Annotated in this window: 23 protein-coding genes; 12 read left to right on the top strand and 11 right to left on the bottom strand. The window is 42.2% G+C overall.

All coding sequences use genetic code 11. The features are described 5' to 3' along the window. Nucleotides 1-42 precede the first annotated feature (42 nt). Complete coding sequence (gene ftsZ, locus E2K93_RS10740) at nucleotides 43-1,191, top strand: cell division protein FtsZ (RefSeq protein WP_135439090.1); 1,149 nt, start codon at nucleotides 43-45, stop codon at nucleotides 1,189-1,191. 276 nt (nucleotides 1,192-1,467) lie between these two features. Continuing rightward, entirely contained in the window at nucleotides 1,468-2,379 is a 912-nt protein-coding gene (gene lpxC, locus E2K93_RS10745; RefSeq protein WP_135439091.1) for a UDP-3-O-acyl-N-acetylglucosamine deacetylase, read from the top strand. A 54-nt stretch (nucleotides 2,380-2,433) separates the two neighbouring features. On the opposite strand, the gene E2K93_RS10750 is transcribed toward lpxC, so the two are convergent. Further along, complete coding sequence (locus tag E2K93_RS10750) at nucleotides 2,434-2,907, bottom strand: DUF721 domain-containing protein (protein ID WP_135439092.1); 474 nt, start codon at nucleotides 2,905-2,907, stop codon at nucleotides 2,434-2,436. Nucleotides 2,908-3,016: 109 nt separating this feature from the next. Here E2K93_RS10750 and E2K93_RS10755 point away from each other — a divergent pair, with 109 nt between their 5' ends. From E2K93_RS10755 to mutT, 3 genes are all read left to right on the top strand, one after another. Then, complete coding sequence (locus E2K93_RS10755) at nucleotides 3,017-3,874, top strand: M23 family metallopeptidase (RefSeq protein WP_228445272.1); 858 nt, start codon at nucleotides 3,017-3,019, stop codon at nucleotides 3,872-3,874. Nucleotides 3,875-3,959: 85 nt separating this feature from the next. Beyond that, on the top strand, nucleotides 3,960-6,644 hold the full coding sequence (gene secA, locus E2K93_RS10760; protein ID WP_135439094.1) for a preprotein translocase subunit SecA: 2,685 nt from the start codon (nucleotides 3,960-3,962) through the stop codon (nucleotides 6,642-6,644). An 88-nt stretch (nucleotides 6,645-6,732) separates the two neighbouring features. Beyond that, on the top strand, nucleotides 6,733-7,128 hold the full coding sequence (gene mutT, locus E2K93_RS10765) for an 8-oxo-dGTP diphosphatase MutT (protein WP_135440474.1): 396 nt from the start codon (nucleotides 6,733-6,735) through the stop codon (nucleotides 7,126-7,128). Nucleotides 7,129-7,234: 106 nt separating this feature from the next. On the opposite strand, the gene E2K93_RS10770 is transcribed toward mutT, so the two are convergent. Then, the gene (locus E2K93_RS10770; protein WP_135439095.1) at nucleotides 7,235-7,750 is read right to left on the bottom strand and encodes a DUF3465 domain-containing protein; all 516 of its coding nucleotides are present in this window, start codon (nucleotides 7,748-7,750) and stop codon (nucleotides 7,235-7,237) included. 481 nt (nucleotides 7,751-8,231) lie between these two features. Here E2K93_RS10770 and E2K93_RS10775 point away from each other — a divergent pair, with 481 nt between their 5' ends. Continuing rightward, on the top strand, nucleotides 8,232-9,116 hold the full coding sequence (locus E2K93_RS10775; RefSeq protein ID WP_135439096.1) for a LysR substrate-binding domain-containing protein: 885 nt from the start codon (nucleotides 8,232-8,234) through the stop codon (nucleotides 9,114-9,116). A gap of 232 nt (nucleotides 9,117-9,348) precedes the next feature. Then, on the top strand, nucleotides 9,349-9,891 hold the full coding sequence (locus tag E2K93_RS10780; RefSeq protein WP_135439097.1) for a hypothetical protein: 543 nt from the start codon (nucleotides 9,349-9,351) through the stop codon (nucleotides 9,889-9,891). Nucleotides 9,892-10,041: 150 nt separating this feature from the next. On the opposite strand, the gene yacG is transcribed toward E2K93_RS10780, so the two are convergent. The 9 genes from yacG to E2K93_RS10825 all read right to left on the bottom strand — a co-directional run bounded on the left by yacG (nucleotide 10,042) and on the right by E2K93_RS10825 (nucleotide 18,384). Next, nucleotides 10,042-10,278, bottom strand: a complete 237-nt coding sequence (yacG, locus tag E2K93_RS10785; RefSeq protein WP_135439098.1) for a DNA gyrase inhibitor YacG — start codon at nucleotides 10,276-10,278, stop codon at nucleotides 10,042-10,044. Nucleotides 10,279-10,452: 174 nt separating this feature from the next. Then, nucleotides 10,453-11,199: a cell division protein ZapD gene (gene zapD, locus E2K93_RS10790; RefSeq protein ID WP_135439099.1), complete on the bottom strand. Its 747-nt coding sequence runs from the start codon at nucleotides 11,197-11,199 to the stop codon at nucleotides 10,453-10,455. 103 nt (nucleotides 11,200-11,302) lie between these two features. Further along, on the bottom strand, nucleotides 11,303-11,914 hold the full coding sequence (gene coaE / locus E2K93_RS10795; protein ID WP_135439100.1) for a dephospho-CoA kinase: 612 nt from the start codon (nucleotides 11,912-11,914) through the stop codon (nucleotides 11,303-11,305). After that, nucleotides 11,915-12,802 carry a prepilin peptidase gene (locus E2K93_RS10800; RefSeq protein WP_135439101.1) on the bottom strand — a complete coding sequence of 296 codons (888 nt, stop codon included), beginning with the start codon at nucleotides 12,800-12,802 and terminating at the stop codon, nucleotides 11,915-11,917. Between the two features lie 84 nt (nucleotides 12,803-12,886). Continuing rightward, complete coding sequence (locus tag E2K93_RS10805; RefSeq protein ID WP_323368245.1) at nucleotides 12,887-14,128, bottom strand: type II secretion system F family protein; 1,242 nt, start codon at nucleotides 14,126-14,128, stop codon at nucleotides 12,887-12,889. A 38-nt stretch (nucleotides 14,129-14,166) separates the two neighbouring features. Further along, nucleotides 14,167-15,870 carry a type IV-A pilus assembly ATPase PilB gene (pilB, locus tag E2K93_RS10810; RefSeq protein WP_416316110.1) on the bottom strand — a complete coding sequence of 568 codons (1,704 nt, stop codon included), beginning with the start codon at nucleotides 15,868-15,870 and terminating at the stop codon, nucleotides 14,167-14,169. A gap of 116 nt (nucleotides 15,871-15,986) precedes the next feature. After that, nucleotides 15,987-16,400, bottom strand: coding sequence for a pilin (locus E2K93_RS17790; RefSeq protein WP_323368246.1), 414 nt, complete (start codon nucleotides 16,398-16,400; stop codon nucleotides 15,987-15,989). 498 nt (nucleotides 16,401-16,898) lie between these two features. After that, a complete protein-coding gene (gene nadC / locus E2K93_RS10820; RefSeq protein ID WP_135439103.1) occupies nucleotides 16,899-17,792 on the bottom strand; it encodes a carboxylating nicotinate-nucleotide diphosphorylase in 894 nt (297 codons plus the stop codon). Between the two features lie 70 nt (nucleotides 17,793-17,862). Further along, a complete protein-coding gene (locus E2K93_RS10825; RefSeq protein WP_135439104.1) occupies nucleotides 17,863-18,384 on the bottom strand; it encodes a retropepsin-like aspartic protease family protein in 522 nt (173 codons plus the stop codon). 21 nt (nucleotides 18,385-18,405) lie between these two features. On the opposite strand from E2K93_RS10825, the gene ampD reads away from it, so the two are divergent. From ampD to aceF, 5 genes are all read left to right on the top strand, one after another. Beyond that, entirely contained in the window at nucleotides 18,406-19,017 is a 612-nt protein-coding gene (gene ampD / locus E2K93_RS10830; protein ID WP_228445274.1) for a 1,6-anhydro-N-acetylmuramyl-L-alanine amidase AmpD, read from the top strand. An 86-nt stretch (nucleotides 19,018-19,103) separates the two neighbouring features. Further along, nucleotides 19,104-19,949, top strand: a complete 846-nt coding sequence (gene ampE / locus E2K93_RS10835; RefSeq protein ID WP_135439105.1) for a regulatory signaling modulator protein AmpE — start codon at nucleotides 19,104-19,106, stop codon at nucleotides 19,947-19,949. Between the two features lie 432 nt (nucleotides 19,950-20,381). Then, entirely contained in the window at nucleotides 20,382-21,155 is a 774-nt protein-coding gene (gene pdhR, locus E2K93_RS10840; protein WP_135439106.1) for a pyruvate dehydrogenase complex transcriptional repressor PdhR, read from the top strand. 113 nt (nucleotides 21,156-21,268) lie between these two features. Beyond that, on the top strand, nucleotides 21,269-23,941 hold the full coding sequence (gene aceE / locus E2K93_RS10845; RefSeq protein WP_135439107.1) for a pyruvate dehydrogenase (acetyl-transferring), homodimeric type: 2,673 nt from the start codon (nucleotides 21,269-21,271) through the stop codon (nucleotides 23,939-23,941). Nucleotides 23,942-23,977: 36 nt separating this feature from the next. After that, nucleotides 23,978-25,945, top strand: a complete 1,968-nt coding sequence (gene aceF, locus E2K93_RS10850) for a pyruvate dehydrogenase complex dihydrolipoyllysine-residue acetyltransferase (protein ID WP_135439108.1) — start codon at nucleotides 23,978-23,980, stop codon at nucleotides 25,943-25,945. The last annotated feature ends 197 nt before the right edge of the window (nucleotides 25,946-26,142 follow it).

Below are 26,142 nucleotides of genomic sequence, written 5' to 3' on the forward strand. Positions count from 1 at the left end.
TTTTTTTGGTGGAACAAAAAACGATAGAACGGAGAGAAAATTATGTTTGAATTAATGGAAGAGCACAACGAAGAAGCGGTGATTAAAGTCATCGGCGTTGGTGGAGGCGGTGGTAACGCCGTTGAACACATGGTGGTGCAAACCATCGAAGGCGTGGAATTTATCACCGCGAATACCGATTCACAGGCACTGCGCAATTCTTCTGCGACCGTGACTTTGCAACTCGGTGCTGACGTAACTAAGGGCTTGGGCGCAGGCGCAAACCCTGAAATTGGTCGTCGCAGTGCAGAAGAAGATCGCGAAACCATTCGCCAGACCTTACAAGGTGCTGACATGATCTTTATCGCTGCCGGTATGGGCGGTGGTACAGGTACTGGTGCTGCCCCTGTGGTTGCTGAAATTGCTAAGGAAATGGGTATCTTGACCGTTGCGGTTGTGACCAAGCCATTCCCGTTTGAAGGCAAAAAGCGTATGAACTATGCCGACCAAGGTATTGAGTTTTTATCGAAGAATGTTGATTCACTGATCACCATTCCGAATGAAAAACTATTAAAAGTATTAGGTCCAGGCACATCACTATTAGACGCCTTTAAAGCGGCTAATAATGTATTGCTAGGTGCTGTTCAAGGTATTGCCGAGCTAATTACTCGCCCTGGTTTGATTAACGTTGACTTTGCTGACGTACGTACTGTTATGTCAGAAATGGGGACAGCGATGATGGGCTCAGGTTGTGCAAGTGGTGAAGATCGTGCTGAAGAAGCAGCAGAAGCGGCTATTTCAAGCCCGCTACTGGAAGATGTCGATTTAGCTGGTGCTCGCGGTATTTTGGTAAACATTACCGCAGGTTTAGATATTTCAATTGATGAATTTGAAACCGTTGGTAACGCTGTTCGTGCCTTTGCATCTGAAAATGCCACCGTTGTTGTCGGTGCTGTTATCGACCCTGAAATGACCGACGAGTTACGCGTTACGGTTGTTGCTACAGGTATCGGCCAACAGCAAAAACCGGAAATTTCGATTGTGCCGCCAGTGCAAAAGCCTGAGCCAATGGTTGTAAACGCGCCGTATACGCCAGAGCCAGAAGTTGCCCAGTCGCAATTTGTTGAAGAACGCCCGCAGGCTGCTCCTGCATCGGCACCAGATGCAGATTATCTTGATATTCCTGCATTTTTGCGTAAGCAAGCGGACTAATATCCGGTCTGATTAATATCAGGCTGGCGTCCAATTTGGAATGTGATGTTCCAGATTGTGGCTAATTGTAACCAGAGTATTGGTCTCTGGCGGATTGGTTTACGTATTGATGCAAGCGGATTACAGCTGTTAATGCAGTTGTAACAAGTTGTAAAGCAAGTATCAGGCCAATAGGTTAGACTTTTGACTCTAAAGGATAATTTTGCTATTATTCGGCCTCGCTTTTTTAAAGAATTTGTTAAAAGCGTGGTGGTCTAAAAGATTATAAGGCGAAATATGATCAAGCAACGTACATTAAAACAAGCAATAGACGCCGTTGGCGTTGGCTTACATAAAGGTGAAAAAGTGCAGTTAACTCTCCGTCCTGCACCGGCCAATACTGGAATTATTTTCCGTCGTGTTGACCTAAGTCCTGCTGTCGATATCCCAGCAACCCCGAAAGCGGTTGGTGAGACGACGTTGTGTACGTGTCTGGTAAACGAGCAAGGTGTTCAAGTGTCCACCGTAGAACACCTATTAGCTGCTGTTGCTGGTTTAGGCATTGATAATATGATTGTTGAAGTCGATTCGCCTGAGATTCCGATCATGGATGGTAGCTCATTACCTTTCGTCTACCTGATCCAATCCGTTGGTGTTGAAGAGCAAAATGCAGCGAAGAGATTCTTACGCATTACCAAGCCTGTTCGTGTTGAAGAAGGCGATAAGTGGGCAGAGTTACGCCCACACGAAGGGTTCAAAGTAAACTTTTCTATCGACTTTGATCATCCTGTGATTGCCAACACAACACAACAAATGAGCTTGGACTTGTCGAGCAATTCGTTCGTAAAAGAAATCAGTCGTGCACGTACCTTTGGTTTTATGCGTGACATTGAGTTTTTACGCTCTCACAATCTAGCCCTTGGCGGTAGCTTAGAAAACGCCATCGTACTTGATGAGTACAAAATGCTTAACTCTGATGAGTTACGTTACGACGACGAATTCGTTAAGCACAAAATCTTAGACGCTATCGGTGATCTATATATGGGCAGTGTTAGCATCTTAGGCGAGCTAAATGCTTATAAGTCAGGTCATGGCTTAAACAATATGTTATTGCGCGAAGTATTTAAACGCGAAGACAGTTGGGAGTGGGTGACTTATGAAGACGAACGTCCATCACCTATTGCCTACCAAGATGCGATATATGCATAACCTACGATAAAGTCGGTCAGATTAAACAAAAAACGGAGCTTAATGCTCCGTTTTTTATTGGTTATTTTTTTGTTTCACATGAGAGGCGAGTTTTAATAGTTTTTGTTTTAATCCGTCTGGCGCATTCTCGGCTACTTTTCGTAATTCTTCAGCGCTTTCTGCAGACATAGACTTTTTCTCTTTTGCCGGCTCTTGCTCTTTAATTTGCTTTCTCACAGCAAAAGGATTTACTTTAATTTCAATGCGATTAAATATGCCCTGAGTTTGCAAACTGAGCTGGCTTGCTATATTGTTACGTTCAAATTGTAGCCGTTGGCCCCATACCGAAGATTTAGCTTCTAAGATAACTAAGTTTTCGCGACAATTGGCAATTTGCCAGGCATCTTCAGGAAGATCTGGGCAAGTTTGTCTAACAATGTCGGCCAATATTTGCAGTGATTGTGCTTTTACCGAAATATTAGCCATATTACTGCTAGCAGTTTGCAACAAGGTTTGTAAATCTTGTGGAGCTTTAACGATTCGTTTCATCTTTTATGGTGCCATGGCGGTTTTATGTTAAAGTGGCAAACGTTGTCTAAAATAATTTGAGTTTATGAGTTTAACACTAATATACCGCGGACAAAATGTTCGTTTCTCAATGAAACTAAGTAAGCCTCGTTGGTTAGCCATCGTTGGCGGCTTTGCTGTGGTATCTGGATTGGTTATGCATTCGGTCTTATCTCCTGAAGAAATGCCTGCGCACCTGCAAACCAACCAAGATTTGGTTAAACCGAAACAGCAAAATGACAGTTACCGCAATGAACAAGTTGTTGCCCTAACTGCAAAAATTGCTGAGTTGCAATCTCATGTTGCAAGATTGAATGCCCTTGGTGAACGATTAGCTGAAGAAGTTGATATTCCCAAAGACGAGTTTAAAATGGCGACCATGCCATCAAGTGGTGGACCGCTGCAAACGCAGGCGGTGCAAAGCCATTTGTCTTATAGTGACCTCGATCAACATATTTCCGATTTAAGCCTGAGCCTTGATCACAAAGAAAATCAATTAAAATTACTTGAATCTTTGGCTTTGGGTCACCATATCGAAAATACGAGTTATTTATCGGGACGACCTATAGGTAAAGGTTGGTTGTCATCGTATTACGGAGTTCGTAAAGATCCTTTCACTGGTAAACCGGCGATGCATAAAGGCGTCGACTTTGCTGGAAAGGAAAATGCCGAAGTATTCGCTACTGGTAGTGGCGTTGTGAGTTTCTCAGGTGAGAAGTATGGTTATGGTAATATGGTTGAAATAGACCATGGTAATGGCTACAAAACCCGTTACGCCCATAACAAACTTAACCTGGTTACGCTCGGTGATGTGGTAAGTAAAGGTCAGCCTGTTGCGAGAATGGGTTCAACTGGCCGTTCAACTGGTCCACATGTGCATTACGAAATTCTTAGAAACGACAAACAAATCAATCCTGCAAAATACGTTTATCGCAAGCCAAAAACTTAAGATAAATCCACTCGATAACAATACTTAACGCACGCTAAAATCCTAGTAGTCGCCAAAATATATTTGAATAATTGGTTTAATAAACATGTTTGTAAAATTAATGACGAAGCTGTTCGGTAGCCGTAACGATCGCCTACTGAAGCAATTAAATAAAGAAGTTACTAAAATTAATGCCCTTGAAGATACCATCAAAGCGCTAAGCGATGAGGAATTGAAAGGCAAAACAGCTGAGTTTAAAGAGCGTATTGAAGGCGGTGCTAGCCTGAGCGATATCTTAGTTGAAGCATTTGCGGTTGTACGCGAAGCCAGTATTCGAGTATTTGGGATGCGTCATTTCGATGTGCAAATGGTCGGTGGCATGGTGTTGCATCAAGGTAAAATTTCCGAGATGCGTACCGGTGAAGGTAAAACACTAACCGCGACGCTGCCATCCTATTTGAATGCGTTAACCGGTAAAGGTGTGCATGTTATTACCGTTAACGATTATTTGGCCAAGCGTGATGCAGATTGGGCACGTCCATTATTTGAATATTTAGGTTTGACGGTTGGTTGTAATATCCCAGGTATGCAACCTGAAGATAAGAAAGCAGCCTATGAAGCGGATATCACCTACGGTACCAATAACGAGTTCGGTTTTGACTACCTACGTGACAATATGGCATTTTCGCCGCAACAACGTGTACAACGTCCGTTAAACTTCGCTGTAATCGATGAGGTTGACTCTATTCTTATCGATGAAGCTCGTACACCATTAATTATCTCTGGTGCAGCTGAAGACAGTTCAGAGCTGTACAAGATGATCGACCAAATCGTTCCTCTACTTGAGTTGCAAGACCGAGAAGATGAAGAGGGCGTTGAAAGCACCGGTGACTATACCGTTGATGAAAAATCAAAACAGGTATATTTGACAGAACGTGGTCAAGTGCGTGTTGAAGAGATTCTAACTGAACGTGGCATGTTAGCCGAAGGCGACTCGCTTTATGGTGCAAGCAGCATTTCCTTGTTGCATCATGTTATGGCGGCACTACGTTCACACAAGCTATTCGTTAAGGACGTTGATTACATCGTTAAAGACGGCGAAATTGTTATCGTTGATGAACATACCGGTCGTACTATGGAAGGCCGTCGTTGGTCAGAAGGTTTACATCAGGCTGTCGAAGCCAAAGAAGGTGTAGACATTCAAAACGAAAACCAGACATTAGCGTCTATTACCTTTCAAAACTATTTCCGCTTATACCAAAAACTATCCGGTATGACCGGTACCGCTGATACTGAAGCATTTGAATTTAATCATATTTATGGTCTAGAGACGGTAGTTGTTCCAACCAACCGCCCAATGATCCGTCAAGATTTACCTGATTTAGTGTACCTGACGCAGCAAGAAAAATTTGAAGCGATCCTTGAAGATATCCAAGATTGCGTTAAACGTGGTCAACCGGTATTGGTTGGTACCATCAGTATCGAAACATCTGAGTTCTTGTCACAGTTCTTGCGTAAAGAAAAGATCAAACACAAAGTATTGAACGCTAAATTCCATGCCGAAGAAGCGGAAATCGTCGCCAACGCTGGTAAACTTAGCGCGGTGACCATCGCCACTAACATGGCTGGTCGTGGTACCGATATCGTATTAGGTGGTAATCTAGCGGCAGAATTAGCTAAGCTTGATAACCCAAGCCAAGAACAAATTGATGCAGCGACGAGCAAATGGCAAGAAGAGCATGAACAAGTGCTTGAGGCTGGCGGTTTACATATCGTTGCCACCGAACGCCATGAATCTCGTCGTATCGATAACCAGTTACGTGGCCGAAGTGGTCGTCAAGGTGATGCTGGTTCAACACGTTTTTATCTTTCAATGGAAGATGGTTTGATGCGTATTTTCGCCTCAGAACGTATTGCCAACATGATGCGTAAGTTGGGTATGGAACACGGTGAAGCCATTGAGCACCCGTGGGTAACCAAGTCTATCGAGAATGCACAACGTAAAGTTGAAGGTCGTAACTTTGACATCCGTAAGCAATTGCTTGAATACGATGATGTAGCGAACGACCAACGTAAAGTAATTTACGATCAACGTAATGAATTGCTTGATGACGGTGATATCGAAGAAACCATTGCAGCGATTCGCCTAGATGTTGTTAGCGGTATTATTGCTGGCCATATCCCACCACAGTCTTTAGAAGAAATGTGGGACATTCAAGGTTTAGAAGAACAATTGAAAGGTGATTTAGCGCTTGATTTACCAATTGCTAAGTGGCTAGAAGAAGACGATAAGTTGCACGAAGAATCACTTCGCGACAAAGTTATCGAAGAAGTCGATAACGCTTATAAAGCCAAAGAAGAGCAAATCGGTACTGAAGTACTGCGCCACTTTGAAAAAGCGGTTATGTTGCAAACACTTGATAACCTTTGGAAAGAGCACTTAGCGGCGATGGACCATTTGCGTCAAGGTATTCACTTACGTGGTTATGCACAGAAAAACCCTAAGCAAGAATACAAGAAAGAATCATTTGCCTTGTTCTCAGGTATGCTAGATAACCTGAAATACGATGTTGTTAGCCTGCTTTCTAAGGTTCGCATTCAGCAAGAAAGCGAAGTAGAAAAAATGGAGCAGCAACAGCAGCAAAAAGCCGAAGAAGCGCAGAAGCAATTCACCCATGAAAGCAGTGGCACGGCAACAGAAGATAATAAACTGCCGCGCGTAGGCCGCAACGAGCCTTGCCCGTGTGGTTCAGGTAAGAAATACAAACAGTGTCATGGCAAATTAGGCTAATAGGTACTGAAATGAAGGAAGGACGGTTATTACCGTCCTTTTTGTTATACGAGCTAAAACAATTAATCACTAAACAGAAGTAATGACGATGACTAAACGAGTACACGTTGCCGTTGGCGTAATTTATCGACAAGGTCAGTTCTTTTTAACGAAGCGGCTTGCCAACGCTCATCAGGGCGGTAAATGGGAGTTTCCTGGTGGTAAAGTCGAAGACAATGAAACCGTGCATCAGGCTTTGCATAGAGAGTTACAGGAAGAAATCGCTATCGATACGCTAGCGATGCAACCCTTGATTGAAATTAGCCACGATTACGTTGATAAGCAGGTGTTGTTAGAGGTGTTTTTGGTGGATCAGTTTGCCGGTGAACCTACCGCACAAGAAGGCCAACAACAAGGTTGGTTTAGTGCAGACCAGCTCAGTGAAATTGATTTTCCAAAGGCCAATGATGCCATTGTCGCCAAAATTATCGACAAAGGTTTGTAGCGATTAGCAAATAAAGCCAGCGTGCGCTAAGCAATAATAAGCAATAAAAAAGCTTAATGATGATTCATTAAGCTTTTTTATTGAATGAAATTTAGTAGCTTAGGGCTTACCAGTATTTCAAGCCTGAATGACGCAAATAACCGTGCTCATGCTTATTGCGTGGATCTTTATGAGTCCAATGCACCACACCACCTTTGTCGTTCCACTCATATTCACCATAAAATTCAATCTCATCACCTTGGCGCAAGGTATTGATTCGTTTCGCTAAATCAATATTGTGAGCGATCAATAAGGTGTGTTTATTCTGCAAGCGGACAATAAAACGTTGGTGTCTACTGCCGTCGTTATCATCTGCCAGTACTTTGGTGACCTCACCAAAGCCTCTAACTTGGATATCAGACAAGCCATTGTCAAAGGCGTAACTAATTTTTTCTAAATCAGAAAAGTCATCAAGGTTTATGGACTCTTGATAATTACTGCTACTAAAAGCTCGCTCTAATGTTTCAATGTCATTGGTCGGCTTTACGTCTGCAGCGACAGGTTCAGCATTGGTTTTTGATTGTACTTCCAAAAAAGTAATGCCAGCGACAAATAAGACGAAGGCGATAAGGATATGCTTCATAATAAAAGTAGGTATGTTGTACTCTAGTTCTAATTCTTTTTTTAGTATGCCAAATAGCGAAACGCAAATGCAAGGGAATAGGCGATTAATCTTGTTTTTTAATGCCACTTTATTGCTATTTGTATGGGCAATAATATAAATGGATGAAATTATTTAAATCGTTAAATGATTTCTTCTCGTTTGTCGAATTTCAGCAAAAAGTTTATCGTTACTTTGCTTTGTTGATTTGGTCTCCCCAAGATCATAAATACAACTCTCCCCATGAGTTTACAAAGTATCATTTGGTTATTTTTAGGGCACCTTTTAGGTGCCCATTTTTCTTTCTGTCATTTAAATGCACAAGTTTAGTGCGCTATGTTGCTCTCAAATTCATCACATTGTTTCATATTTTAATTAAACCTATATTAAACAGTGGTTTACATGGTTGGTGCGGGAATTGCATCATCAATGTTTTTGATTCCCTTAGGATCTTTCATAACTCATGGCCGTTCAAACACCCATACGTGGTTTGCGCTCCTTTTGTATAGCTGCCAAGTGCTTAAGTTTTAAGCATGCCGCATCTAAGCTTTTTCTTACGCCATCTGCTGTCAGTCATCAAATCAAGCAGTTGGAAGAGCAACTTGGATTTGATTTATTTACTCGCCAAACCCGAGCCATTGAATTAACCAGTGCCGGCAAGCGTTTTTATCATGCCATTCAGCCGATTATTACCGATTTAGAAAGTACCATTGATGACTTCACCAATAGCAAACAAAATAAAACCATCACCATTAGCTTGCCTGAGTTTTTTGCTAGCGAATTGTTTGTGCCGAGTTTAAGCGACTGGACTCAGGCACACCCGGATATTAATTTACAACTTGAGACGGTTAAAACAGGATCACAAGCGGCTGCCAGTGCCGATTTGTCTATTGTCTTGTCCAGAGGTCGTCCAAATAGCCCAGTTATTACCGATTTGTTCCCAGTAAGATATGTACCGGCGTGTAATAAACGCCTGTATCGAAAGTGGGCATCTGAGGGTTTTAAAGCATTAAAAACTGTGCCTTTGATATTGCATCAATCCAGACCCTGGGCTTGGCACCAATGGGCAGATGAGGTTGGTGTACCGGACTTTGATCCAAAGCAGATTATTCAATTTGATAGCATGTTTGGTGTCGCTCGCGCAGCACAACAAGGCATGGGCATAGCGTTAATTCCTTTGCCAATAAGTCAAACTTGGTTTAAAGAGCAGTTATTGGTGCGCCTTTATGAAGAAGAGTTAGTGACCAATGATAGATACTTCTTAGTGCAGCATGAAAACCTTGAGCAATCTGATGAACTATTAAAGTTTGCCAATTGGATGCAAGAGACATTTTGTGACTTATATTAAGGGATTTATGTTACGAACAAGCAGTTAGTACCCTAGTTTCATAGTGCTTTAGGGCTAGGTCTTAATAGCGCTTGCTACCAAAGTGCTTCATAAACGCGTCATAAAAATATCATATGAATTTTATTAACCTATAAAGGTCATTTTATTTCGTTTGTCAGAATTGGCTTGTTTTTCTAGAGTGAGAGCGTAAACCGATTGGTTTGCGCTTTTTTAATTTCAAGGAGACATACTGATGAAAACATCAACTCACATACTTAAAGGCTTAAAGCTGCCGTTAGCAACGTTATTGCTTGCCGGTCTTGCTCATAGCCATATGGCCAACGCTAAGATGGTTGACGAAGACCTCGCACACCTTAATAGTACATTTAAGATTGCAATGATCGAAAACAGTACCGGATTGCGTGACATTAATGCTGGTGACTATGAAGATGCGTTAAGCAAAATAAATTCAGCTAGTGACGTAAATGAAAAGCTGGAACTGTTAATGGCAAATTGCGTGGCGAACTTAAAGCTTAGCCGCTTTAGTGAAGCGAAAATCGCATGTGATAAAGCAATTGAAGTGATTAGCAACAACGAGAGCAACGCCAGTAAATACCTTACGGCCATCGCTTACAGCAATCGCGCCATTGTAAATCACTATTTAGGTGACAAGGTAAGTGCATTTAAAGACTTTAATACGGCGATGAAATATGACGATAACCGCATCGTTAAAGCCAATATTGAAGCCATGACGGTCGCACTAATGAAAAAAGAGATGTTAGCAAGTAATCACTAACGGTGACTTGTAATTGCAGCAATCGCTGCTGAGGAGGAAAGGATGCGACAGCAATTGTAATGAAAAAGGTGAGAATATGATTTTACAAATCAAGGTGCGCAAGAGTTAAAAAACTGCGCACCTTTTATTTTACTAATGACAGAGTAAGCATTACTCAGAATCGACAAAAAACTTGTTGCTTTGCAAAAACTGATCTTCAAGCGCATCAAGCATCTCTTCACTCAAGGCATCAGCACCTTGCGCAGGTTGAGATATTTTATGATTCTCTTCTGCCCAATCGCCCAAATCTATCAATTTACAACGCTCAGAACAAAATGGACGAAACTTAGCCTCTTCATTCCAGATGACTTGTTTTTCACATGTTGGACAATTTACTTTGGTGACCATAATAATAATGTTTTTAATGGCGAATAATCACCTGATTTTAACGCAACAATGTGATTTAGAGAATAGCTATTGTCGGGTTTAAGTAGTTTTTAGCGAGGTTTAGCGAGGTTTTAACTAGGGTTTAGCTGGTTTCAGGTTGTTTATAGCGAGATTATAGGTTGTACTTGTTGGGGACTAACACTTAGCGAGTTTAAATGAAACATTATCTGTAATGTATTGCTGCCCCTTCGCATCGCACAGCTCCATAAAACGTATCGAATAACGATAACGATTACCACTTACCGAAGGGAAATAATCAGCGCCATCTTCTAATTCTATACGAAGTAACAACAATCCTTCACCGTTATCTTGATAAAAGCTATTGCCGACTTCAACCAGTTCGAAGTTGGATTTTTGACGAATAAACTTCAACACCAATACGAGCGCTTGTTCAATGGTGCTTAAACATGATAGCCAACGGTCGATATCTTGTTGAATAAATATTGGTGGTTGATTTAGCCAATGCACAAGGGCAGGTAAGTCAAAGCCGCAATAGGCACCGGTTAAACTAAAGCGCTTGCGCATTGCATCTAAAAACTTATCTTCTTTAAGTGAGCCCCACTGGTTTTGCTTAGAGCGTAATTCAGTCGAAAGCTTTTTGGTTTGTTCTAGATTTAATTGCAGTGCTTTATCGTTAACCGCCGGTGATTTTGACCAAAGGTGCAGGTTATGCTCTAGTTTTTCCAAATCTTTGATCATATCACCACGTACATCGGTGCGATCAATGGTATCTAGAATGGTAAACAGGGCATTAAAAAATGAGGTATGACTTGATTCAAATTCTTGAGCTAGGCACGACCGAGCTTGAGCAAATAATTGCTCTAACTTCAAGTAGTTGCGGATCCGTTCGTTTAACGGGTGCTCGTAAAGAATGCCAGCCATTGAGGTAACTAATATTGTAATTATTGTTGGAATCTTTTCTATAGTAACGAGAGAACAGGGCAAAGGCAATATGAGCTAAATGGTTTTCGCGAAATAGTTTGCTTTAAACGTTTTCTGTGACCATTTTTAAAAACTTGCGATGCAATATTTCTACTTGCATACGCAATTCTTCCATTGTCGCTTTATCGTTATTAATAACAAAGTCAGCATGAATAAGACGCTCTTCTCTGCCAACTTGTGCGGCAATGATGCGTTTAACTTGCTCTTCGCTATTATTGTCTCTGGCAACCGTTCTGGCTATTTGTGTCTCAGGTTTGACATCGATGACCAGTACATTATCAACGCTGCGGTTAATGCCGTTTTCAATTAATAGAGGCGCAACCAGAAAACAATAAGGGCTTTTAGCATTTTGGCATTGCTCATTCATGGTTTGTCGAATTAATGGATGCAATAAGCCATTCAGCCATGCTTTGTCGTCAGGATCAGCAAATACCTTTTCTCGAAGCTTTGCTCGGTTTAAGTTGCCATCGGCAAGAATATAGTCTTCACCAAAATGAGCCGCGATTTGCTGCAATGCAGGTTGACCAGGTTGCACAACTTGGCGAGCAACGATATCGGCATCGATGATATCGACGCCATATTCAGCAAACAGGTTAGCAACGGTTGTCTTACCGCTGCCAATACCGCCAGTTAAACCGATAATTACCTTAGACATCTATACCATCATTCCCATATACCAAGCCCAGATACCTTCACCCCACAATGCGGTGATCCAACCGGCAACCGCCAGATAAGGACCAAACGGGATAGGCTTTGAGCCTTCATGGCTTTTAAATACCATTAAACTAATACCGACAATCGCACCTACTAAAGACGCCATCAAGATAAGCATCGGCAGTACTTGCCAACCAAACCAGGCGCCAAACACGGCGAACAGCTTAAAGTCGCCATACCCCATGCCTTCTTTACCTGTGACGATTTTAAATAGCCAGTAGATAGACCATAAACTCATGTAACCGGCGATGGCACCAATAACCGCCTGGTCTAGGCTAACGAAAACATTATTTAAACCAAGAATCAAACCAATCCAGACTAATGGTAGAGTGATTTGATCTGGCAGAATCATTTTATCAAAATCAATCATGGTTAAGGTGATAAGACACCAGCTTAATACCATCATCACAGCTGCCTGCCAACTGACACCAAAGTGCATAGCGATAACTACCGTCGAGATACCGGTTATGGTTTCGATGATCGGGTAGCGAGCGGATATCGGGTTGGCGCATGATGAACATTTACCGCGCAATAATAACCAGGAAATTACTGGGATATTTTCCCATACCTTGATTTTATGACCGCATTTAGGGCAGGTCGAAGCGGGCTTTGAAAGAGTCACTGTTTGTGGCTCTTTGTCCTTAGCTGAATCTTTCAAAGCATCCGCTAAAAATTCACGGCATTCGCAATCCCATTCAGCCTCAATCATTTTAGGTAAACGAAAGATTACCACATTTAGAAAACTGCCAATGATAAGGCCAAGGATTAATGCAAATGAATAATAAAAACCTGGGGATTGTTCAAATAAAGTGGTTAAGTCGGAAAGCACAGGAAACCTTTATTGTTTTTGTTATGACTAAACTAAAAAGCCAATGCACGATTGTGTGCATCGGCTTCTTAGTTTTGGTTATTTTTATAGAATCGAACCCATAGCGAAAATAGGTAGGTACATAGCGATGATTAGACCACCAATCACAACCCCTAATACGGCCATAATTAGAGGTTCTAATAATGAGGTCAAGCCATCAACGGCATCATCGACTTCTTGCTCGTAAATGTTTGCAACCTTAGCGAGCATATCATCTAGAGCGCCGGATTCTTCTCCGATAGTGACCATTTGGATCACCATATCCGGAAATACGTTTACGTTTCGCATCGCCAAATTCATTTGCATACCGGCTGAAACCTCACTGCGGATATCTTGAATCGCATCTCGGTAGACGGCATTACCTGATGCGCCTGCTGCTGAATCTAATGCATCAATTAAAGGTACGCCTGCGGCAAACGTTGTTGATAATGTACGTGCAAATCGAGCAACCGCAGCTTTGTCCAAGATCATACCTATTACAGGTACTTTTAATACAAACGCATCTACTTTATCTCGAAAATCTAAACTTCTTCGGTGGGCTTGTTTAAACATCCAACCCGCCGCAATTAATGCTCCAAGCATTAGGTACCAAGATGACACCATAAAGTCTGAAATGTTTACCACAAAAGTCGTAAATGCCGGCAGCTCAGCACCGAAATCATTAAATATATCGACGAACGTCGGTACAACAAAGATTAACAATATTGATGTAACAACAGCAGCAATGACTAATACAGCAATGGGGTAGAATAGTGCTTTTTTAATTTTTGATTTTAGGGCTTCGGCTTTTTCTTTATAGATAGCAATCCGGTCAAAAATGGCTTCTAACGCACCCGATTGTTCACCGGATTCAACCAAGTCACAATATAAATCGTCAAAATATCTTGGGTGTTCTCTTAAACACTCTGATAGCGGCAGGCCAGATTGAACTTTATTGCCTATGTCTCCTAGCAGTTTGCGCATATTGCCGTTATCATTACCTTTACCAATCATTTCAATGGTTTGCACCAAAGGAACACCCGCACCTAACATGGTGGCAATTTGTCGAGTTACAACCGCAATGTCGGCTGGCTTGACCGGCTTGTCGCCGCTGAATAAGGATTTTTGTTTCTTTTTATGCTTTAACGGCGTGATACCTTGTTTTCGCAATTGCGCTTTTAGCTCCATTGCATTCGTAGCGGATAACTCACCTTTGATTTTTTTACCTTTACGGTTAACCCCTTCCCATTGAAACGTTTCAAGAGGTTTAGGTTTAACCATTTTCGGTTGGGAACTTGCTACTGCCATAATATTCTCTTCTTATAATTATGCATTTATTATATCTGTTATGCGGTTACACGGCTAACTTCGGCAAGGCTAGTAACGCCTGCTTTGGCTTTTAGCAATGCCGACTGGCGCAGGTTATTATAACCTTCACTTTGCGCCTGTTGGGCAATATCAAGTGAACTGCCACCTTCCATAATCAGTTTGGCATTTGCGGTACTTATTTTCATTACCTCATAAATACCGACACGGCCTTTGTAGCCTTTGGTGCATTCATCACACCCTTTGGGTTTGTATATGGTAATGTCTGATACTTCGGCAGCATCAAAACCGAGTTCTATTAACGCTTGCTCAGAAATGTCATCCACTTCTTTACAGTGATTACACAAACGGCGTGCAAGACGTTGGGCGATGATTAAGCTTACTGAACTTGCAACGTTATAAGATGGTACCCCCATATTTAATAAACGGGTTAGTGTTTCAGCAGCTGAGTTTGTATGCAGAGTTGATAATACCAAGTGACCGGTTTGTGCCGCTTTGATGGCAATTTCAGCGGTTTCTAAATCTCGAATTTCACCAACCATGACGATATCTGGATCTTGACGCAGGAATGATTTCAGTGCTTCAGCAAAGGTTAAGCCAGCTCGATTGTTAATTTGCACCTGGTTAACACCCTCAAGGTTAATTTCAACCGGATCCTCTGCGGTGGATATATTTCGCTCTTCGGTATTAAGAATATTTAAGCCAGTATAAAGCGATACAGTTTTACCGGAACCGGTAGGGCCAGTAACCAGTATCATACCTTGCGGCTTTGATAAGGCATCTAAATAAAGCTCTTTTTGCTCTTCCTCATAACCTAAAATATCGATACCAAGTTTTGCACTTGAGCTATCGAGAATACGCATAACCACTTTTTCACCCCACATAGTAGGTAATGTAGATACACGAAAATCAATGGATTTACTCTTTGTAATAGCAAGTTTAATACGACCATCTTGCGGTACGCGGCGTTCGGCGATATCAAGTTTTGACATCACTTTTAAACGAGCAGTCATGCGATTTGCAAGGTTTACTGGAGGAGTTGCAACTTCGGTTAAAATACCATCTACACGAAAACGGATTCTGAATTTTGTTTCAAATGGTTCAAAGTGTAGATCCGAAGCACCTTTTTTAATGGCGTCTAGCAAAATTTTATTGATGTAAACAACGATAGGCGCGTCGTTTTCGCCGCTACCTTGCTCTTCTTCTTTTTCTGTGTCATCAACATCGATATCACTTAATTCATCGGCGTCTAAATCGGTTAATTCTAATGCGGAATTTTCATCTTCGAGTATACCTTCAACCGTATCGCGAAGCGCTTTATCATCAGCCAACACCATTTCCGTATTGTGGCCGGTATTAAACTGGAACTCTTCTAGGGCATCTATATTGGTAGGGTCGGAGACAGCAACGTGCAGTAAACCACCGCGCAAATATAAAGGTAGAGCATTATGCTTTTTAACTAACTTTTCGTTACGAAGACCTTCAGGTAGGGCATTCAAATCAAGTGATTTTAAATTGACTAAAGGGATACCAAAGCTCTTCGATAATACTTTTATTAAAGCAATGGATGAAACCTTTTCTTTTTCTATTAAAAAAGAGACAAGAGACATTTGCTTTTTCTGGCATTGTTCAAATATTGCCGCAGCTTTGTCTTTCTCTAGCAATTCACTACGAACTACAGCGGAAAGGATGCTTGATTGTCGGTGGAGTCCTTTCATTGGTATTTCTTCTTATTTTATATTTCTTACAGTCTACATTTTTTAACAAAAAAACGAAATAAAAAAAGCTGGCACCATAGCCAGCTTTCTTAAAAAAACTTATTACAACAATTGTAAATTGTTTAGACAGCAGGTACAGCAGCTACAGTACAACCGGTAATTGCTACAGCATTTGTACCAGAAAGTGAACAAGTCCATGTTAGACCTTCACCTGCTACAGTTGGAGTCACAGACGTGATAGTTGCTGTGATTTGGCCAGTCGTATCAGCTACCGACAATACAGCTTCATCACCCGTAACTGTACAGTGCTGGATAGCAACACCATCATTAGTACAAGCTACTGCGCCAGAGACAGAGAATACTTCTGCTACTTTGATCTTTTGACCAGCAAGAGTTGCAACAGCCTGAGCCGCTTTTGATTTAGCAGTGTAATCTTGGTAAGCAGGAAGCGCAACAGCTGCAAGAATACCGATAATCGCAACAACGATCATCAATTCGATAAGGGTAAAACCCTGATTAGATTTCATAGTTTTCATATTAAATTCCATTAAATATATATTTATTGTTATGGGGGCTAATGACTAATATGGAGCATCTGGCAAAAAATGTAAATTATAATTTGATGAAAATTTTACCTTTTGCTGCATTTTTGTGCATTTGTTCAACGGTTATACAGTTTTGTTTCTGTTTTCAAGCGCTGAAAGTGTCGCTAATGCGTTGATTTATTTACTAACAGTCATTAAAAATGGCGATTTCAGTAAATTTTGCAAATTTTTATTGCTAACGGTTTGTTAGTGATTCGTTAATGGTTTGCTAGTAGTTCGCTATAACTTAAACGGTTGTAATTGATTAAATTGCTTTAATTGAGTGGCGTTTTAAATTAAAAATCCCAGCCTGAGCTGGGACTTTTAATGGTATTTTTAACGGGATTTTGATATCACTCTAATTGCTTCGACTGTACTTGTTAATTTGCGCTTCTAGCTATGTTTAATGCCACTGTGTTAATAGTGCCATTGTCTTAATAGATAGCTAATTTAAGCAAATCGCATCGACAAATCGATGGCGTTAACATGCTTGGTTAGTGCACCAACGGATATAAAGTCTACTTTTGCGGCGGTATATGCTTTTAGCTTTTCCAATGTCATATTACCTGATACTTCTAACTTAGCTTTGCCACGTGTCAGCTCAACCGCTTTGGCAATCATCTCAGTGCTAAAGTTATCGAGCATAATTATGTCGGCACCGGCATCAATCGCTTGCTCTAACTCATCTAGGCTCTCGACTTCGACTTCTACGGTTTTACCTGGGTGGTTTTGCTGCGCTGTTTGTACCGCATTTTTGATGCCACCACAGGCATTGACGTGATTTTCTTTAATAAGGTAGGCGTCAAACAAGCCAATACGATGGTTATGGCCGCCACCGCAGGTTACCGCGTATTTTTGTGCGCTGCGCATCCCAGGAATGGTTTTACGGGTATCAAGCAGTTTGGTCTCACCGCCTTCAAGCTCTTTTACGTATTGGCTGGTGATGGTCGCTGTGCCGGAAAGACTTTGTAAAAAGTTCAGAGCAGTACGCTCACCGGTTAATAGTAAACGGGCGTTACCTTGCAGTTCACACAAAGTAGTGTTGGCTTTCGCAGCTTGCCCGTCTTGTACAAACCAAGTGATTTGCGTGCTAAGGCCTGATTCTTGATCAAGTTGTTTGAATACTTCATTAACCCAAGCGACGCCTGATACAACGCAATTGTCACGGCAAATAATGGTTGCCACTGCTTGATTTTCTGCAGGGATAAGTTGTGCGGTTATATCATTGTCGGCACTGGCTTGTTCGCCTGGCGCGGCACCTAAATCTTCAGCGAGAGCCCAGGCAATGGTGGTTGCGATATCTTTTTCAAGTTCCGGGCTAATGCTCAGGTTTTGCTCTGACATATTAAATCTCTATGGCCTTGTTGATGCTTTTATTTGCAAACATAGCGTATACATCGCCTATATTGGTGACCTAATATTGCTCTGTCAGTGTCAAATATTGGCCGCTTTGTTTGAATTCGAGTTGTTTTAATGCACTCATGCCCAGCAGAATTTCAGCGGTATCCATGCCTGGGTTAATGTTTGCGGCGACATTATACAAAATTATATTACCAATGCTCAATTGCTCAATTTCAGTTCGTTGCACTTTTACTGAGCCATTCGCCGTTTGCACATAATGCGTGCCAAGAACTGGCAAGTTGAGATCTTGGGCGACATTGGCGGGTATAGACACATTTGTCGCCCCGGTATCGAGTAAGAACAGCACCTCACTGCCATTGATATTACCAGGCGACAAATAATGACCGTAACGATTGCGCTTAAGGGTAACTTCGTTCTTACCATCTTGGGTTAAGTTAAGTTGCGGTCTTTGGTTTGGGTTGTGCTGTTTGTCCAATGCCCCTTGGAAAAACCATATCATTAGCGCAAAAAAAAGCCCCCATGCTATCCACATCATGGTTTTGCCCATTTTTTTACTGTGATCTGTTTCGCTCATAAGATATCTTGTAGTTTAATAATGCTCTTATTTAATACTATGGTGGTTGTACAGGTGAAGATCAATAAAGGTTGGCTTGATAGCGATAGTTTTGACTTTCATATCAGTCATAAAGCATCGCCGCATTGCGATGATAGGGAATGCGATGACATCAGTTTGTTGGTTATTCATAACATTTCCTTACCGCCGGGGAAATTTGGCTCAAATCATATAACCGACCTTTTTCTGGGGCAATTAAACCCGGACGACGATGATTATTTCAAAGACATATATAAGTTAAGAGTCTCTGCGCACCTTTTAGTTCGACGGGATGGTTCTGTGATTCAATATGTCCCGCTAAATAAACGCGCCTGGCATGCTGGCGTGTCAGAGTTTTGTGGTCGACAAAAGTGTAATGATTATTCTATCGGTATCGAGATGGAAGGCACCGACGATCTGCCTTATACCGAGTCACAATACAGCTCCCTCGCAACATTAACCGAGGCCATCATGGCCAATTATCCTGATATTAATAAGCAGCGTATTACCGGTCATTGTCATATCGCTCCAGGTCGAAAGACGGATCCCGGAGAAAGCTTTGACTGGCAACAATATTTCTCTGCTGTCGCCGATAATTGTATTTTAAAACAGTAACTTTATATGGTTTCTGAGTATTATCTTTGTATACTATTAGGTATCAGCTTTTTTAAAAACAACAAACGGTTGTCGTCAGGATTTACATGAGTCTTATCAGTTTGCTTATCGCACTCGCTGCTGAGCGGGTAATGGTGTCAAAGAATTGGCATTTTGATACCTATTTTATTTCGTACGTTAAACTCGTGCGTGGTTTTGTGTCCAAAGGTGAAATCAGCAAAAATCGCGGCAATATCTTAGCGTTTGCCGTAGTGCCTGCGCTTATTCTGTGGGGCCTGTTAGAATTTTTTGATAGCGGCTTGGTTGAATTTATCGTCTCCACCTTATTACTTATTATCTGTCTTGGTTCAAACACCGCGAGAGAGTCTTACAAAAACTTCTTAAATGCGGCGATGCGTGGCGATGAAGTCGCGGTATCTCATTATCAAATGGAGTTGCAAAATGGCCAGCAAAGTGAACAAGAGTCGTTCGGCCAAACGTTAGTGTGGGTAAATTACCGTTACTATATGGCGGTTATGCTCATGTTTATCTTCTTTGGTATCGCTGCTGTTGTCTTCTACCGATTGCTTGTTGCTACTAACTCTGCGGTTCGTAACGGTAATGATGAACCAATATTGCCTGAGATTGCCGTTGAAAAGTCGGGGTCTTTGCTGAGTGTTATTGATTTTATTCCGGTGCGCTTTGTCGCCTTAGGTTATATGTTGGTTGGCCATTTCTCTAGAGCCTTAACCTATTGGCTGGAAGGTATGTTAAACACCCACATTACGAATCGCCGTTATTTATGTGAAGTTGCCAAAACATCGGAAGAAATCACGATTGAAGAAGGCGATTTAACCGCGGAACCTGGCTTTTTGGTGCGCCTTGCCAAACGCAATGTGATGTTGTTACTTGCTGCTACCGCGTTTATGACAATGGCGGGTGTTATCCACTAACTGAAAGTTAATTTCATATCGTCACTAAAAAGAGTCGTTTCCGGCTCTTTTTTATTTTTGGCTGCTATTTCGGTAATATCCTGCTGTACCTTTGTCTTTAATTGACCCTTGGCCTTGCTGTTAACTTTGCTCTTTACTCTGCTCTTAACTTGGCGCTTTTCTGGCAAGCTAAATATTTACATCTATATTTTACCTATCCCTTTATATATAACAGCGTTGCGTGCTAACACAGCGAACATCAATTTTTAACATATTGGTCATACCATTAAGGTTTTTTGCTAATTTGTTACACGTCTTGTTGCACTGGTCGTAGTTGTAATAATTTTACATTATGACAGAACTCTGTTACTTTAAAGCATCGAAACCCTAAATTGGTAATACCAATTTACCAAGGTTAATTAATTTAAACTGAACGGTTTGTAATATTTTTCAATGGCTTATAAGAAGATTAAACAACCTAAGTTATCTGATGTAATCACTTCTCAATTAGAAGAAATGATACTCGAAGGAAGCTTATCGGCCGGACAAAAATTACCACCTGAGCGAGAATTAGCCGAGCAATTCAGTGTTTCGCGCCCATCGTTGCGTGAAGCAATTCAAAATTTGGAAGCTAAAGGTTTGGTTTTTCGTCGTCAGGGCGGTGGCACCTTTGTTGCGGATACATTATTGAGCGGTCTGTCGGACCCTTTGTTTGCGTTAATGGCCAATAAAGGTGAGTCACAATTTGATTTACTTGAATTTCGACACGGCATTGAAGGTATGGCTGCTTATTATGCGGCGATGCGTGGTACCAAAGAAGACTTCAGCAATATTGAAGCGAAATATGAAGCAATTACCGTTGCCCATATTGAAAACACTCAGCTAAGTGAAAATTTTCGCGGTGAAGCGCAAAGTGTTTTTGAATTTTATTTAGCCATATGTGAGGCCTCGCATAATGCGGTGATTTTACACTTGGCGCGTGCGATGAGCGGTTTGCTTATCGACAATATAGAAAAGAATTTACAGGTATTGGCAAAACGTCCGGAAGTTCCGGCGCGAATTGCTCATTATCGCAAACGTCTGATGGAAAGTATTATCAGCGGTGAACCCAACAAAGCGTGGGGAGCAAGCCATAAAAACTTGGCTTACATCGAAGAGATAATGCTTAATCTGGCGGAAGAAAACTCAAGGGTCACCAGATCGTTGCGACGACTGCAAACCCAGTAAGCTTTAATGCCTTTAGAATTAAGGTTTATCGTTATTTTCGACTACCTTTAAGGCTACTTAAAAATTAAAACGTCCTTGAAAATAAAGGCGTAAATTTGGAGAAAAACATCGTTATGACTGATCAAATCAATCACGATATCGATCCGCAAGAAACACAAGAATGGCTTGAGTCATTAGAAGCTATTCTTGAACAAGATGGGCCAGAGCGTGCACATCACATTCTTGAGTCGTTGATCGAGCGCGCCCGTCGCGGTGGTACTCATTTACCGTTTGAAGCAACTACTGCTTATGTAAACTCAATCCCTGTTGGCCAAGAACCTAACATGCCTGCTGACCAAACCATTGAATCACGCATTCGTGCCGCGATTCGCTGGAATGCGATGGCATTGGTTTTACGTGCATCTAAGAAAGACTTAGAGCTTGGTGGTCACATCGGATCATTCGCATCAAGTGCGACTTTATATGATGTTGGTTTTAACCACTTCTTTAAAGCAGCAAGTCCTGCCGACGGTGGTGACTTTATCTTTGCTCAAGGTCATATCTCTCCTGGTATTTATGCCCGTGCATTCCTTGAAGGCCGTTTATCTGAAACGCAAATGGATAACTTCCGTCAGGAAGTTGACGGTGAAGGCTTATCGTCTTACCCGCATCCACATCTTATGCAAGATTTTTGGCAGTTCCCGACAGTATCTATGGGCTTGGGTCCGTTGCAAGCTATCTATACCGCACGTTTCCTTAAGTACTTAACGGACCGTGGTATTAAAGACTGTTCAGATCAGCGCGTTTATTGTTTCCTAGGTGATGGTGAAACTGATGAGCCAGAATCATTAGGTGCGATTGGCTTGGCTGCTCGTGAAGGTCTAGACAATCTATGTTTCGTTATCAACTGTAATTTGCAACGTCTTGATGGTCCGGTTCGTGGTAACGGCAAGATCATTCAAGAACTAGAAGGTACCTTCCGTGGTGCCGGTTGGGAAGTTGTTAAAGTTATTTGGGGTTCTTACTGGGATCCGTTAATTGCTCGCGACACATCCGGTAAACTTTTGCAGCTTATGAATGAAACAGTTGATGGTGAGTACCAAAACTGTAAAGCAAAAGGCGGCAAATACACCCGTGAAAACTGGTTCGGTAAATACCCTGAAACAGCCGCTATGGTTGCCAACATGTCAGATGCCGATATTTGGCGTCTAAACCGTGGTGGTCACGATCCGGTTAAAGTCTACGCAGCATATGATCATGCTAAGAAGACCAAAGATCGTCCAACCGTTATTTTGGCTAAAACAGTAAAAGGTTACGGTTTAGGTCAATCAGGTGAAGCGCAAAACGTTGCACATAACGTTAAGAAAATGGACATTGAATCAATCAAGCAATACCGCGATCGTTTCAATATGCCAATTGCCGATGATCAATTAGAAGAATTGCCTTTCTTCCGTTTTGCTGATGACAGCCCAGAAATGCAATATATGCGTGCGCGCCGTGAAGGTCTTGGTGGTTCACTACCTGCCCGTCGCGAACAAGCGGAAGAGTCTCTTGAGATCCCACCGTTAAAAACATTTGAAGCAATTACCAAAGGCAGTGGCGAACGTGAAGTATCGTCTACCATGACCTTCGTTCGTATTTTGAATGCATTGCTTAAAGATAAGAAGATTGGTGACCGTATCGTGCCAATCATTCCTGATGAAGCGCGTACATTTGGTATGGAAGGTTTATTCCGCCAAGTTGGTATTTACGCTCATGAAGGACAAAAATACGTACCACAAGATGCTGACCAAGTCGCGTACTACCGCGAAGATAAGAAAGGTCAGGTATTGCAAGAAGGTATTAATGAATTAGGTGCCATGGCGTCATGGGTTGCATCTGGTACGTCTTATTCAACCTGTAATGCGACAACCATTCCATTCTACATCTATTACTCAATGTTTGGTTTCCAACGTGTTGGTGACTTGGCATGGGCAGCTGGTGATAGTCAGGCACGTGGTTTCCTATTAGGTGCTACCGCCGGTCGTACCACACTTAACGGTGAAGGTCTGCAGCATCAGGATGGTCATTCCCATGTGCAAGCAAACCTTATCCCGAACTGTGTAACTTATGATCCAACATACGGTTATGAAGTTGCGGTTATCGTTCGTGAAGGTTTACGTCGTATGTACCAAGAAAATGAAAACATTTTCTACTACTTAACGTTAATGAATGAAAACTACCAACACCCAGCAATGCCTGCGGATGCTGAAGAAGGCATTATTAAAGGTATTTATAAACTTGACCGCGTTGAGCCAGGCAAAAAAGCCAAAGCCAACGTGCAGTTAATGGGTTCAGGTACTATCTTGCTGCAAGTAAGAGAAGCGGCTCGTATTCTCGCTGAACAGTTTTCAATATCGTCAGACGTATACTCGGTAACGTCATACAACGAATTGGCTCGAGATGGTCAAGAAGCGAATCGCTGGAACATGTTACACCCAGAAAGTGAAGCGAAAGTACCTTATATCACAACTGTTATCAGTAAAGATGCAGGTCCAGCAATTTCAGCTACGGATTATGTGAAAGCGTACTCAGATCAAATTCGCGCATTTATTGATACCGATTTCCGTGTATTAGGTACCGATGGTTTCGGTCGCTCTGATTCACGCGCTAACTTGCGTCGTCACTTTGAAGTTGATCACAACTATATTGTTGTTGCTTCATTGTATGAACTGGCCCAGCGTGGCGAGATCAAAATGGACGTAGTCACCAAGGCCATTAAAGACTTTGGTATTGACGCTGACAAGATTAACCCGCTTTACGCTTAATTAAGCAATTAGCGTAAGTAAGGCAAGGATAATAACATGTCTGATATAAAAGAAATTCTCGTACCGGATGTCGGTGGTGACGAAGTCGAAGTTATCGAACTGAGCGTCGCTGTCGGAGACACGGTAGCGGTAGAAGATGCATTGGTAAGTGTTGAAACTGATAAGGCTTCAATGGATATACCATCATCGGATGCTGGTGTGGTTAAAGAAATTAAAGTAGCGATTGGTGACAAAATTTCAGAAGGCGATTTAATCGTTGTTCTTGAGGTAGCTGCCGCGGACTCTGCTCCTGCAGAACAAGCCGCTGCCCCGGCTGCTGAAGCCGCGCCGGCTCCTGCTGCTGAACCAGCAACAGCTAGTTCTGAAGTGGTTGAAATTACTGTACCTGACATTGGTCAGGACGGTGAAGTTGATATCATCGATGTATTGGTCGCCGCGGGTGATGAAATCAGTGCTGAAGATGGTTTAATAACCCTTGAAACCGATAAAGCGACCATGGACGTACCTGCACCACAAGGTGGCAAGGTCGTTGAAGTGAAAGTCGCTGTTGGTGATAAAGTGGGAGAAGGCAGCTTAGTCTTATTACTAGAAGTTGGTGCATCAGCGTCAGCTGCAGCACCAGCTGCACAAGCTCCGGTTGCGCCAGCTCCTGTAGCAGATACGCCAGCACCAGCTGCGGCACCAGCGGCTCCTGCTGCCAGTGCCGTTATCGAAGTTAGTGTACCTGATATTGGTCAAGACGGTGAAGTTGACGTTATTGATGTACTGGTTGCTGCCGGTGATGACATCGCTGCCGAAGATGGCTTGATTACCCTTGAAACTGACAAAGCAACCATGGACGTTCCGGCACCACAAGGTGGCAAGGTCGTTGAAGTGAAAGTTGCTGTTGGCGATAAAGTGGGAGAAGGCAGCCTAGTATTGTTGCTTGAAACCCAAGCTGCTGTCGCACCTGCACCGGCTGCTCCAGCGGTTGAAGCTGCGAAAGAACAAACGGTTGTTGCTGCACCTGCACCGCAACAAAAGAAAGCCGCTCCAGTACCACACCACCCAAGTGCAGGTTCTGCACTGAAGCAAGGTCAAATTTACGCATCGCCGGCGATTCGCCGTTTAGCCCGTGAATTTGGTGTTGATTTATCCAAGGTAAAAGGCACCGGTAAAAAAGCTCGTATCATGAAAGAAGATGTGCAGTCGTATGTGAAATACGAATTGTCACGTCCGAAAGCAACGGCGAATACCTCGGTTGCCAGTGGTGAAGGTGGCTTGCAAGTTATCGCTCAACCAAAAGTAGATTTCTCTAAATTTGGTGAAATTGAGCAAGTGCCATTAACCCGTATTCAAAAAATCTCAGGACCTAATCTGCATCGCAACTGGGTAACGATTCCACATGTTACGCAATTTGATGAAGCCGATATCACTGAGGTAGAAGCATTCCGTAAACAACAAAATGTGTTGGCGGAGAAGAAGAAGTTAGGCTTTAAGATCACGCCATTGGTGTTTATCTTGAAGGCGGCAGCCGCAGCGCTTCGTGAGTACCCGGTATTTAACTCAAGTTTGAGTGAAGATGGCGAAAGCTTGATCATGAAAAAATACGTGCACATTGGTGTTGCCGTTGATACACCAAATGGTTTGGTTGTACCGGTTGTACGTGACGTTGATCAAAAAGGTATTTATGAACTGTCTAAAGAGTTATTGGAAATTTCTGCCAAAGCTCGTGATGGTAAGTTAACGGCGAAGGACATGCAAGGCAGCTGTTTCACCATTTCATCATTAGGTGGTATTGGTGGTACAGCATTTACACCTATCGTAAATGCGCCAGATGTTGCCATCTTAGGTGTTTCTAAGTCAGATATGAAACCTAAGTGGAATGGTAGCGAGTTTGTTCCACGTCTGATGTTACCTCTGTCTCTATCGTATGATCACAGAGTAATTGATGGCGCGTTAGCAGCACGCTTTAGCGTTTATTTGTCATCAATGATGACCGATATTCGTCAAATGATTTTGTAAATCGTTTTAGCCGGTGTTCGCACCGGCGATTTTAATCTGGTGGTAATAATGACAACCCTTTTGCAAAGCATCGAAAAGTTTACGTAGGTTAAGCGCAAGAGCAGAGCAAGGTTGGAATTTTTTACATAAATGTTGGCGATTTTTTGTCACACACTGTAAACTTGCCCCGTTTAAAAAATTAGAGGGTGTGTTAAAAG

It is taken from the genome of Thalassotalea sp. HSM 43 (assembly GCF_004752005.1).
In the GTDB taxonomy this organism is placed as follows: domain Bacteria; phylum Pseudomonadota; class Gammaproteobacteria; order Enterobacterales; family Alteromonadaceae; genus Thalassotalea_A.